Genomic DNA, 12,173 nt, shown 5'->3' with positions numbered 1-12,173 from the left:
TTTTTAAAATTATATATACGTAGGTTTGTAATAAGAGTTTTCTTTTTTCGACTTAAAAAGCGATATATTTTCGCCTAAAAAATTTGTGTACTATGAATAAGTTACCATCTAAATTTTTACTTCTTTTTTTTACCATCTTTTGTTTTTCTACTAGTAAAGCATCAAAAGTAAATACAAGTATAGTTAAGGTAGATTATAATAAATTGTCTGAAGAGTTTCTTAGCTGTGTTAAAGAAAAAGGAAATACGGAAGATATAAGAAAAGAACTAGCAGAATTAAGTTTAGAAGATTTAGAAAATGGGTTGGTAACACACGAGCAAAAGCTTGCTTTTTGGCTAAATATTTATAATGGGTATATACAGGTTATTTTATCAGAAAAACCAGATTTATATGAGGATAGAAGTACTTTTTTTAAAATGGAACAAATACCAATAGCGGGGAGTATTTTGTCTTTTGAGAAAATAGAGCACGGTATTATAAGAAAATCGCAATGGCCTCTTGGATTAGGTTATGTACGAAAGTGGTTTCCTGGTAAAATAGAAAGAAAATTAAGAATTAAGAAAAGAGATTACCGTATTCATTTTGCATTAAACTGTGGTGCCAAAGACTGTCCGCCTGTAGCTATATATACAGCGGGTCGTTTAAATGAGCAGCTAAATGCTGGGACTAAACTTTTTTTAAAATCCATGTCTAATTATAATGAAGAATTAAAAACAGTATCTGTAACCTCTCTTTTTAGTTGGTTTAGAGGCGATTTTGGCGGAAAAAGTGGAACAAAAAAAATTCTTAAAGAGAATAATATAATCTCTACTACTAAAGACGTAGAGATTATATATAAGAATTATGATTGGTCTTTATATTTAAATAATTTTATAACCTTATAATTTAAAAAGTAAAACTAATATTTGCTTTAATAAAAAATGGGGTTCCAGGAGTAAAGTGTATTTCTTCTACAGGGGTAGTTTCATTTTGTAACCTGGTTGTAGTAGCAAATTGAGTTTCGTTCCATTCTACATCAAAAACATTATCGATAGTTATTCCTGTGCTAATAAAAGAACTCCACTGGTAGTTTGCATTTAAATTAAATACGGTATACCCTTTTGCAACAATGCTATTATCTTCGTTTGCAGGTCTGTTATTTAGGTGTTTATATTGTAAGCCTCCAGAAAACTTACCTAAGTTAGTTACATTTAATCCGCCAACTAAAGTAAAGTCGGGAGCTAGTGGAATATAATCTTCTCCACTATTTTCATCTACAGAACGAGCTATGGTATACGTAAGGTCTGTATTAAAAAACAACCAATTTGTAAATTGGTAACGAGCGCCAAAATCTAGACCAAAGCGTTTAGATGCACCGCTAGGTTCTACAATGCCAGCATCGCCTACATAAACAAACTCTTGTTCGGAATATAAGTACCAAGCTGCAGCATTTAAAAATAAGTTTTTTGTTGGTTTTAAGATAGTTCCAAGGTCTACACCATAGGCTTTAGGAAGTATTTTATAGCCATTTTGAGCAACGCTAACCCGAGTATCGTTAGAATGAAAACCAATACCAGATTTAAGATAGTATTGTGTGTTTTTATTTGGATGATATACCAAATTTAATTTTGGAGAAAATGCTGTTTTAGATACGGAATTATTATCATAAACTTCAGAAAGAGCATCAGCATACCTAAAATTAAAATTATCTAATCTTAGGGCAGGAGATAAAGTGAAATTTCCTAAATTAAAATTAGCATTTAAGTACCCAAAAATATTAGTTTCTTTAATATCTCCTAGTTGTATATTATTTAAAGTTGTTTTTCTATTTGCGGTATGAGAAAGTTCATTACCTGTACTATTATCTGTTCTAAAACCAGAACCAAGTTCTAAATTTACTTTTGTTTCTCCCCAGTTAAGATTCTTTTTTAATTGGGTGTTTAAACCAAATAAATTACGAGATTCTTCTTGTTTAATCTGGTCACCATTTTGTGGGTCGTCTAAGAAAAAAGTAAAATTAGAAAATAATAAAAAATTGTAGTTGCTATAGTATGTATTTGCTTTAAAAAAAGTGTTTTTATCTATATTCTTTTGTAAACCAATATTAACATTTGTTCTACTTGTTTTACCACCTTCGGTATCATCTATAGCGCCAAATCTTGTTATTAAGCCACTATTTACAGCACGTTCAGGTATTTGCCCAGAGGCATCCCATGTACTGGTAAAATGAGAAACACTTGTAGAAATTTTACTATTAGCGTCTAAACGAGAAGAATATTTAGCCATTACATTAAATCTTTCAAAATTCTGAGAACTTTTAAAAGGGCCGTCAAATCCTATTAACTCCGTTGCTATATATGCTTTTTCTTTTTTAGTGTTTAGGACGTTAAATAATCCAAGGTTTCTTTTGTAGCCATAATCGCCATAAGTGAATGTAACGGTATTTTTTGTAAAAGCTTCTTTAGAGGTAAAACCTACATGACCAGCGGTTGCAAAGTTTCCATATTGTGCATTATAAGGACCTTTTCCAAAATCAATTTTTTCTATAGTTTCTGGAATAACAAAATGTAGATCTGCATACCCTTGCCCATGCGCATGCGATACCATATTTACAGGCATATTATCAACATTTATAGAAATATCTGTGCCATGGTCAATATCAAAACCTCTAAGAAAAAGTTGTTCTGCTTTACCACCACCTGCATGTTGACCAATAATTAGCCCAGGTACCTTTTGTAAAATTTCTTGAGAAGAGCCTACTGGGTTTGTCTGTAAATCTATTTTTGCTACAACAGATAAAGCATCTATTTTAGGACTTATAACTACCTCATTTAATTCAAAAGGAGCTTCTTTTAAAATATAAGTATTCCTTTTGTTAACTGTGTTTTTAATAACTGTAATGCTGTTTTTGTATCCTAAGCTCCCAATTTGCAAACTATCTCCTATGTTTGTTTTTTCAATAGAAAAGTATCCGCTTTCATTACTGTGTGCATGTTTTTGAGAGTTTTTGTTAAAAATATAAGCACCTTCAATAGGAGTTCCGTTACTTGTTTCTATATACCCTTGAAACTCTTGGGCAGATATATATAAGGAGCTATATAGGAATAGAATTAATAAAATATATTTCATAGGTGAATTATAAATGGGATGGATGTTTTTTTATTTTAAGGGTGGCAAAATTAATTAAAGCTTTTCAATTTTTAAAGTAGTTACAGGGCCAAGCTCATAGCTAGCACCTAATAGTTCTTCTTTTAGTTTTAATGCCTTTTTTTCTTGCCCAGACTTTTTATAAACTTCAGCAGCTTGTAGTAGTATATTAGGTTCAAAAGTTTTATTTTCTATATGGTTTGTTACAATTTGCAACGCTTTTTTATTTTCGCCATTTTTAAGGTAACTATACGCTAAATAACCGTAAGATTCTGGCGTGGGTCTATTTTCTACTTCTTTTTTGGCAAGGGTAATCGCTTTTTTATATTGTTGTGTGTCTTCTAGATAAAGGTTAATGGTGTAACTGTTGTACATGACACCATACGCGGGGTTTTCAATTTCATTAAAAAATTCATCTAAATTATTTAGACGTTCTCTTTCATTACCTAAATAGTCAGCAATTTCACTTTTTAAAATATAATAATCTGGAGCTTTGTAGTTTTGAGTTACAGAATCTAAGATTCTAAGAGCTTCTTTAGGGTTTTTTTCGTGAGAAAAAACAATCCATGCAATTCCTTTTTTTGCATAAGCATTATTTGGGTCTAATTCTAAAGATTTTAGATAATGGTTGTAAGATTTTTTTAATTCTCCTGCATGGCCATAATAATCGGCAAGATTGGTATAAGACCAAAGGATTAAATTTTTATCTTTTTTAGCAACTGCAATGGCAGTAGCTTTTTCCATCATTTGTATAGTTTTATCTAAATTACCAAGATGGTCATTCCATTTAGCTAACCTAATTAGATAACCAAAATTAGAAAAATTTTTAATCTTTTTAAGGTAGTTGTTGGCTTCTTCATAATTACCTAGTTCCATGTGAACATCAAACAATAAACTATGAGTGTCTTCTAATCCATTTCCAATTTCTAGGGCTTTATTAGCAAGGACTAAAGCTTCTTTAAATCTGTGTTGCGATATGTAGTTTCTTGCAAGAGCTCTATTATAGCCAGCTCTTCCTGTAGCAGCAATAGCTACTGCTTTTTTTAAAGATTGCTCTGCTTTTTTTAAGAATTTTATATCTCCTGTGTTTTTAAAATATCTATTGTATTCGCTCCCTACAATTCCAAAACTTAGTAGTTGCATACTGTCTGGTTGTATTTTTGAATTCCATAATTTAAAATACTTAGAAGTTGTTTTAGAAGTATTAGAGGTTAAATACGAATTATAATCTTCTTGATTAGTAATAGTATTTGTTTTTTTATTACAAGAATAAATACTTAGGATTAATAAAAATAGAGATATATATTTCATGATACTAAAGTTTTAATTTTACTCGATAATCTAGATGTAAATGCTCCGACGCTTGTGTCGAAATGAATGCTAATTTTCCTTCTAATGCCTCGTGGACTTAGCTCCGAGGTTATTTACTAAAAATTTAATTGGGAGAACAAAATTTATTCTCCCAAAGAAATTCTTTTTACAAAGGGTTTATAGTGTTACTCAGGAGCGCCTAAATAAGGGAAATTTTCTGTTGGGGTTGCTGTAAGAGATACGCCATCTGAAGTAAGTCTAGGTAAATCTGCAGTGCCATCACCATCTGTGTCTTGGCCACTAAAACGATCTCCAGTTTCTCCTCCAAATAAAAGAATTAAAGAAACATCAATAATATCATCTTGTAACGTTCTACCGGTTAAAGCAACTTCATCGCCATCTGGCACTAAAACACTACCATCCATATCTACATCTTCTCCTGGATTAAAATATGTTGTTGGTAAATCTGGAGCAATTTCTAAAACATCGGCAGCTAAATAACCAGTTAAAGTAGGTGCATCTAAACCAAGAATATTGTTTTCATAATTTACATCTGCTGGATCTGCACCTAAAAGGCCAGCGTAAACATCATGATATTGTTCTAATCTAGCTTCAAAACGCGCCTGAAAAGAAGCAGCCATTTCAGAAGGTATTGCTAAATTATGTTCGTCTTTAGTAGCGTCATCTGCACTTAATACAGTATTAATTCCTGGCCTTCCCATAAAATCTACTTGTGTGTAGGTGCCAGTAAAATCTGGCATCATCTCCTTTTCTTTAGGCATTGTAGAATCGTCATCATTATTACATGCTACAAATAGGGTAGTAGCAGATAAAAGCATTGTAAAATAAAAGATACTCTTTTTCATGTTATATGTTTTTAATAAAAATTATTATTGTTTTTTGTTTGTAGTTACCCACGTTTTGTAAACACTAAGGCCTAAAGCATTTTGCCCAGTTGTAGCTCCCAATAAGCTATTTGGCACTTCTACAACAATAGACATTGTGTTAGCGCCATCAAAAGTATCTTGCGCTTCGTCTGCAGTCTTAAAACCACCTGGAGCCATACCCCCTATAACCGCATTAAATTGAAAAAAGTCGAAGAAGAAAGCATCTTGTCTTGGTCCTGCAAAAAGTTTAACACCACTAGCTGTGGTTTCTGTAACAGCATCTGTTTCTGAAATTGCTACAGAACCTAAAGGAGAATCTACAAGAATAGTTCCGCTTATACCAGTTGTAGAAGGTGCTGCGGGGCCAAAAAAGTACATTTTGCCATCTCTAGGAATGGCTTGTATTACCATATCTTCAACCAAATCGTTATTGGTATCAATATTAATTTCGGTTAAAATACTTTCGTCAAATGTTCCGTATGCTAAATCTGGTAATACACTAGACTGTAAGTCTACCACAAATACGGTATTGTCAGAACCAGTACTTGGTTCAAATCCATAAAAATCAGCAATGTCTGCTGTTGTACCCATAGAAGAAGGCGCATCAATGTGATCCGCTGCGATTAATACACCGCCAATTAAGGCTAGTGCTCCCAGACCTGCAAAAAGTTTTGTTTTTTTCATTATTACGTTTTTAAATGATTATTAATTCACCCTTACCTACGAAGTTAAATTTGGAGGGTTTGGTTTTAAATGTTAAAAAAATGTTAAAGAAAAAATATACAAAACCAAGAAAAGGGAATGGCATTATTACAATAATCAATTTATGGGATAGCTTTACAACAAAACAATATATTTATTTAGGATACGTTTTTGTAGGTACTAATAAATCCCCTTATAAAATGAAAAAAATACTTGTTTTGTTTAGTGCGTTTATAGCCTTTACTAGTTGTGATAAGCTTGATGATCTTACAAAATTTGATATGGAGTTTGATACCAGTGTGGTTATAGAGTCTGCTGTAAATGTAAACTTACCATTTAGCGTACAATCTCCAGATGTAGAAACTAATTCCGAATCTGAATTTGAATTTAATGATACGCGTAAAGATTTAATTGAAGATATACGATTAAAAGAATTGAAGTTAATTATTACTACACCAGACGATGGCGACTTTACTTTTTTAGAGTCTTTAGAGGTATTTATATCTGCAGAAGGTTTGGAAGATGTTAAAATTGCATCTATAACGGATGTTCCAGATACGGTAGATAATACTATAGATTTAGAAACTTTTGATGTAGATATAAAAGATTACATAAAGAAAGATACGTTTAGTTTAAAACTAGAAACGGTTACCGATAAAGTAATTACAGAAGACCATCATATAGATGTGGAAACTGTTTTCTTTGTAGATGCTAAAATTTTAGGTATTTAATATCTAAAGAAAAAAATATAAAAACCACTCTATTTTTAGGGTGGTTTTTTGTTTGTGTAAAGTATGTAATTTTTAGGCGGCAAAAAAAGAGTAACTTTAAATTGTGAATTGCTATTAATGGTTTAAATTTTGATAGTCTAAAAAATTAAAGATTAGATATGAAGAGGATAATTTTAGTTTTGTGTTTATTTTTATGGTCATCTAGCGTAGTTTTTGCTCAAGAATGGCAAACAGATTTTACACTTGCAAAGGAGCTTTCTTCTAAAAATAATATTCCTATTGTATTAGTATTTCAGGGTTCGGACTGGTGCGCGCCATGTATTAAGCTAGATAAAGAAATTTGGAGTACAGAAGAGTTTACGGACTATGCAAAAGAAAATTTTGTAATGTTACAGGCCGATTTTCCTAAAAAGAAAAAAAATAGTTTGTCCGAAGAGCAGGTAGAAAAAAATAAAGCACTAGCTGAGCAGTATAATCCTAAAGGATATTTTCCTTTTGTGGTAGTGTTAGATAAAGACGGTAATGTCTTAGGGCAAACCAGTTATAAGAAAATAACTCCAACAGCATATATTAAATTGTTAGAATCCTTTAAAGGGTAATTTTGATAAAAAAAGCACTTTATTTTTTCATTTTTTTTGCCTGTATCATTGTATACGGGCAAGAACCCTATAAGCAAACAATGAAGCTTATGGGCAGCCGTTTTGATATTACGGTAGTAGCTAAAGATTCTCTTGAAGCTAGTTATTTTATAACTCTGGCAGTTAATGAAATAACAAGAATAGAAAAACTTATTTCTTCTTGGGATAAAAATTCAGAAACTACATTAGTAAATAAAAACGCAGGTATAGCACCTATAAAAGTTAGTAACGAGCTTTATGAGTTAATAGAAAGAAGCCTAAAAATAAGCAAATTAACGGATGGTGCTTTTGATATTTCATATGCTTCTATGGACAAAATTTGGCAATTTAATGGGACTATGACACAAATGCCAAAAGCCAAACAAATAAAACAATCCGTAGCTAAAGTAGGATACAAAAACATTATTTTAAATAAAGAAGAAAGTACCGTTTACCTAAAACAAAAAGGGATGAAAATTGGCTTTGGCGCTATAGGCAAAGGCTATGCAGCAGATAAAGCCAAAGCATTACTTGTAAAAAAAGGAGTTATTTCGGGTATCATAAATGCTTCTGGAGATATGAATACATGGGGAAAACAACCTAATGGAGAAGAGTGGAAGGTTGCTATTACTAACCCTATGGATAAAAACAAAGCCTTTGCATTATTACCAATAACTAATGGCGCTGTTGTAACTTCTGGTAATTATGAGAAGTTTGTAATGCTTAATGGTAAAAGATACACTCATATTATAGACCCAAGAACAGGATATCCGTCTAGTGGTATTATTAGTGTTACCATTTTTGCACCAAAAGCTGAGCTTGCAGATGCGCTGGCAACTTCTGTTTTTGTAATGGGTAAAGAAGTAGGACTAAATAGAATAAATCAATTGCCAAATATTGAGTGCGTAATTGTAGATGATATAGGAGAAGTAACTACATCAAAAAATATTAAAATAAATAGATTATGATAAAGGGTTTTCTAATTGCATGTGGCCTTCTTATTTGTTGCACATCTTGTGTTGCTGTTAAAGAGTATGATAAGGTAAGTTTAAATGATCCAGATATGGTTTTATCCGACAAAAAATCAGATAGAAACATTTCTACTTTTCATTCTTATAGAGAGGCAGCGGTAGGTGCTAATGGAGGAAAAACTGGTGGAGGTTGTGGTTGTAACTAATAGTATAAAGTAAATAGAAATATAATGAGTAAAAATAGTAAAGGAATAAGTCTTTGTATGTTTTTGTTTGCCACTCTTTTTTATGGGTATGCGCAAGAAAAAGATTCTATTGTTACCTATAAGAAACGCGTTTTAGAAACTTCTGAAATAGATTTTTTAACTAGCTATTATTCTCAAGAAGGAAATAACGCAGCTGTAAGTGGAGGACTAGGAACAGAAGATTTACAAGATGCAACAGCGGCAGTAGTAATTTCTATTCCCTTAAATGAGGATGATGTATTAACTATTGATGCTGGAATATCTGCTTACACTTCTGCATCATCTAGCAATGTAGATCCTTTTGATGGCAGTTCTCCTGCAGACCCTTTTGTGGCAAGTTCAGGAGCTTCAAAACAAGATGTTTGGTCAAATTTACTTTTAGGATACAGCCATAGTTCAGATAGTAGAAATGATATTGTTTCAGCTAAAATATCGGTAGCAAAAGAGTACGATTATTTTTCTCTGGGTTTTGGTGGTGCCTATACCAAATTATTTAATGAAAAAAATACAGAGGTAACTATGAATACTAATGTATATCTAGACAGTTGGAGCGCTATTTACCCAGTAGAACTAAGACCTTTTACTGCTAATGGGAATGGTATTGCTAACGGACTTTTTTTAAATAATACTATTACAGGAAACACCAATTATGATCCAATATTTACTCCTTTTAAGGATGAAAAAAGGAACTCTTATGCAGTAGGTTTTGGTTTCTCACAAATACTTTCTAAAAAATTGCAAGCTTCTTTATTGGTAGATTTTGTAAGGCAAGAAGGGTTATTGTCCACCCCTTTTCAAAGAGTATACTTTAGTGATGTGGCAAATTCTTTTATAGATAATTTTCATTTAGCAGATGCTATAGAACAATTACCAGATTCTAGATTTAAAATAGCCGTAGGAGGGAGGTTAAATTATTATATAAATGAAGTTTTTGTAGTAAGAACTTATTATCGTTACTATACAGATGATTGGGGAATAGATTCACATACAGCAAGTATAGAAGTGCCAATAAAAATAACAGATAAGTTTACGGTGTATCCATCTTACCGATTTTATAATCAAACCGCAGCAGATTATTTTGCTCCATACAATGAGCACTTATCTACCAGTGTGTTCTATACGTCAGACTATGATTTGTCTAGGTATACTGCTAATCAATACGGAATAGGAGTATCTTATACGGATATTTTTACAAATTTTCATGTATGGAAATTTGGTTTAAAAAGTATCGATTTAAAGTATAATAATTACCAAAGGGACTCTGGTTTAAAGGCTAGTATAATTTCTGCAGGCTTTAATTTTATAGTAGATTAATCCTTTTAGTAAACAACTGCGAAGAAAACCTAAGAGACAACCATTAAAACTAAAGGCAAACCTAGGAGCATCTAAATCACGATTATCAAGTGAAAAGTTAGGTTTTTAATTCCAATCTAAATTTTTCGTTATTTAAGTTAATTCTACACCTAATTTTATTTTTAAAGAACTTCAAATCAGGTATATTTGCCGCAATTAGTATATAGTATCTATAAAAATTAATCTTAAAAGAGGAAATGAACAAAGAATTAGATCAGTTATCGGCAGACAATATTAGAGCATTGGCAATTGCTATGGTTGAGAAAGCACAATCAGGTCATCCAGGTGGGCCAATGGGAGGAGCAGACTTTATGCATATTTTGTATTCAGAGTTTTTTAATTATGACCCTACCGATATGTCTTGGCCTTTTAGAGACCGTTTTTTTATGGATGCAGGGCATTTATCTACATTAATGTATGCACAATACTATTTGTTAGGAAACTATAAGAAAGAAGATGTTTCTAATTTTAGACAATGGGGTTCTGTAACTCCAGGTCACCCAGAGGTAGATGTAAAAAGAGGTATAGAAAATACATCTGGACCATTAGGGCAAGGACATACTATGGGGGTAGGAGCTGCAATTGCTGCAAAATTCTTAGGAGCACGTTTTGGAAATTGGATGGATCATAAAATTTATGGTTTTATTTCTGATGGAGGTGTACAAGAAGAAATTTCCCAAGGAGCAGGTAGAATAGCAGGGCATTTAGGGTTAAATAACTTTATAATGTTTTATGATGCTAATGATGTACAATTATCTTCTATGACAGACGAAGTTACTTCAGAAGATACAGCAATGAAGTATGAGTCTTGGGGATGGAAAGTTGTTACTATAGATGGGCATGATCATGAGCAAATAAGAAAAGCATTAAAAGATGCTAATGCAGAAACAGAAAAGCCAACCTTAATTATAGGTAAAACTATAATGGGTAAAGGTTCTGTTACTGAGGATGGTAGCATGTATGAAGGTCATTGTGAGTTACACGGAAAGCCAATAGGAGCTACTGGTGCAGATTACACAAAAACACTTTTAAATCTAAAAGCAGACCCAGAAAATCCTTTTAATATATATGAAGATGTACAAGAGTATTATAAAACTATTGTAGCATCTAAAACAAAGAATGCGGCTTCTAAAAAAGAAGAAATAGCAAACTGGAGAAAAGAAAATGAAGCTCTTGCTACAAAATTAGATTTCTTCTTATCTGGAGAAATACCAAAATTAGATTTTGAATCTATTACACATAAAGACGGTCTTGCAACAAGAGCAGCATCTTCTAATGTGTTAGCATATATGGCAGAGAATGTAGAAAACATGATAGTTTCTTCTGCAGATTTATCTAATAGTGATAAAACAGACGGATTCTTAAAAAAATCATCTGTACTACAAAAAGGAGATTTCTCTGGAGCATTTTTACAAGCAGGTGTTGCAGAGTTAACTATGGCAACAATAGCAAATGGTATAGCACTACACGGAGGTATTATTCCTGTAGTTGCTACGTTCTTTGTGTTTTCTGATTATATGAAACCAGCTATTCGTTTAAGTTGTATTCAAGAATTACCAGTAAAGTTTGTTTGGACGCATGATGCTTTTAGAGTAGGGGAAGATGGACCAACACACCAGCCAGTAGAGCAAGAAGCGCAAATACGTTTATTAGAGAAATTAAAGAACCACAGCCACGAACAAAGTTTTGTAGCATTACGTCCTGCAGATTCTCAAGAAACTAGTGTTGCTTGGAAAATGGCAATGGAAAATACAAAAACACCAACAGGATTAATTCTTTCTAGACAAGGAATAAAAGATGTAGCACCACAAGGAGATTCTAGATATACCGAAGCTTTAGGTGCAGAAAAAGGAGGATACTTAGTAAAAGAAACTACAAATGCAGATGTTGTTTTAATAGCTAATGGCTCTGAAGTTGCAACTTTACTAGAAGCAGCAGTTTTATTAGAAGAAAAAGAAGGATTAAAAGTTAGTATAGCTTCCATCCCTTCAGAAGGAATTTTTAGACAGCAAGACGAGGAATATCAAGAAAGTATAATTCCTGCCAACAAACCAATTTTTGGTCTTACAGCAGGCCTTCCAGTAAACTTAGAAGGTTTAGCAGGACCAAATGGAAAAGTATTTGGTTTGGATCATTTTGGATATTCTGCACCAGCAAAAGTACTAGACGATAAATTTGGCTTTACTGGAGAAAAAGTATATCAAGAAGTAGTAAATTTTTTAAATTAATA

General features: G+C 32.3%; 9 protein-coding genes and 1 pseudogene. 7 read left to right on the top strand and 3 right to left on the bottom strand.

What is annotated here, in order from left to right:
- Nucleotides 1-92 precede the first annotated feature (92 nt).
- On the top strand, nt 93-884 hold the full coding sequence (locus Q0820_RS08270) for a DUF547 domain-containing protein (protein ID WP_298486877.1): 792 nt from the start codon (nt 93-95) through the stop codon (nt 882-884).
- Between the two features lies 1 nt (nt 885).
- On the opposite strand, the gene Q0820_RS08265 is transcribed toward Q0820_RS08270, so the two are convergent.
- From Q0820_RS08265 to Q0820_RS08255, 3 genes and pseudogenes are all read right to left on the bottom strand, one after another.
- Nucleotides 886-3,108, bottom strand: a complete 2,223-nt coding sequence (locus tag Q0820_RS08265; RefSeq protein WP_298486875.1) for a TonB-dependent receptor — start codon at nt 3,106-3,108, stop codon at nt 886-888.
- A gap of 54 nt (nt 3,109-3,162) precedes the next feature.
- Nucleotides 3,163-4,437 carry a lipopolysaccharide assembly protein LapB gene (locus Q0820_RS08260; RefSeq protein WP_298486874.1) on the bottom strand — a complete coding sequence of 425 codons (1,275 nt, stop codon included), beginning with the start codon at nt 4,435-4,437 and terminating at the stop codon, nt 3,163-3,165.
- A 185-nt stretch (nt 4,438-4,622) separates the two neighbouring features.
- Nucleotides 4,623-6,008 (bottom strand): annotated as a pseudogene (locus tag Q0820_RS08255) (DUF4331 family protein).
- Between the two features lie 80 nt (nt 6,009-6,088).
- On the opposite strand from Q0820_RS08255, the gene Q0820_RS08250 reads away from it, so the two are divergent.
- The 6 genes from Q0820_RS08250 (at nt 6,089) to Q0820_RS08225 (ending at nt 12,171) form a co-directional block, all read left to right on the top strand.
- Nucleotides 6,089-6,757 (top strand): hypothetical protein, encoded by a 669-nt coding sequence (locus Q0820_RS08250; RefSeq protein WP_298486872.1) that lies wholly within the window; start codon nt 6,089-6,091, stop codon nt 6,755-6,757.
- Nucleotides 6,758-6,915: 158 nt separating this feature from the next.
- Nucleotides 6,916-7,356, top strand: a complete 441-nt coding sequence (locus tag Q0820_RS08245; RefSeq protein WP_298486871.1) for a thioredoxin family protein — start codon at nt 6,916-6,918, stop codon at nt 7,354-7,356.
- Between the two features lie 5 nt (nt 7,357-7,361).
- A complete protein-coding gene (locus tag Q0820_RS08240; protein WP_298487284.1) occupies nt 7,362-8,342 on the top strand; it encodes an FAD:protein FMN transferase in 981 nt (326 codons plus the stop codon).
- A complete protein-coding gene (locus Q0820_RS08235) occupies nt 8,339-8,551 on the top strand; it encodes a DUF4266 domain-containing protein (protein WP_298486869.1) in 213 nt (70 codons plus the stop codon). Before Q0820_RS08240 ends, Q0820_RS08235 begins: the two co-directional genes overlap by 4 nt.
- Before the next feature lie 57 nt (nt 8,552-8,608).
- The gene (locus Q0820_RS08230) at nt 8,609-9,904 is read left to right on the top strand and encodes a DUF3570 domain-containing protein (RefSeq protein ID WP_298487283.1); all 1,296 of its coding nucleotides are present in this window, start codon (nt 8,609-8,611) and stop codon (nt 9,902-9,904) included.
- Nucleotides 9,905-10,140: 236 nt separating this feature from the next.
- Nucleotides 10,141-12,171 carry a transketolase gene (locus tag Q0820_RS08225; protein ID WP_298486863.1) on the top strand — a complete coding sequence of 677 codons (2,031 nt, stop codon included), beginning with the start codon at nt 10,141-10,143 and terminating at the stop codon, nt 12,169-12,171.
- Nucleotides 12,172-12,173: the final 2 nt, after the last annotated feature.

It is taken from the genome of uncultured Maribacter sp., assembly GCF_947495965.1.
Classification (GTDB): Bacteria; Bacteroidota; Bacteroidia; order Flavobacteriales; family Flavobacteriaceae; genus Maribacter_B.
This window is presented reverse-complemented; position numbering and strand designations above follow the sequence as displayed.

What these genes read in the sequence shown, in the direction of transcription:
- Q0820_RS08270 (WP_298486877.1), top strand. Translation starts at nt 93, where the DNA reads ATGAATAAGTTACCATCTAAATTTTTACTTCTTTTTTTTACCATCTTT.
- Q0820_RS08245 (WP_298486871.1), top strand. Translation starts at nt 6,916, where the DNA reads ATGAAGAGGATAATTTTAGTTTTGTGTTTATTTTTATGGTCATCTAGC.
- Q0820_RS08235 (WP_298486869.1), top strand. Translation starts at nt 8,339, where the DNA reads ATGATAAAGGGTTTTCTAATTGCATGTGGCCTTCTTATTTGTTGCACA.
- Q0820_RS08265 (WP_298486875.1), bottom strand. Translation starts at nt 3,108, where the DNA reads ATGAAATATATTTTATTAATTCTATTCCTATATAGCTCCTTATATATA.
- Q0820_RS08260 (WP_298486874.1), bottom strand. Translation starts at nt 4,437, where the DNA reads ATGAAATATATATCTCTATTTTTATTAATCCTAAGTATTTATTCTTGT.
- Q0820_RS08225 (WP_298486863.1), top strand. Translation starts at nt 10,141, where the DNA reads ATGAACAAAGAATTAGATCAGTTATCGGCAGACAATATTAGAGCATTG.
- Q0820_RS08230 (WP_298487283.1), top strand. Translation starts at nt 8,609, where the DNA reads ATGTTTTTGTTTGCCACTCTTTTTTATGGGTATGCGCAAGAAAAAGAT.
- Q0820_RS08250 (WP_298486872.1), top strand. Translation starts at nt 6,089, where the DNA reads ATGTTAAAGAAAAAATATACAAAACCAAGAAAAGGGAATGGCATTATT.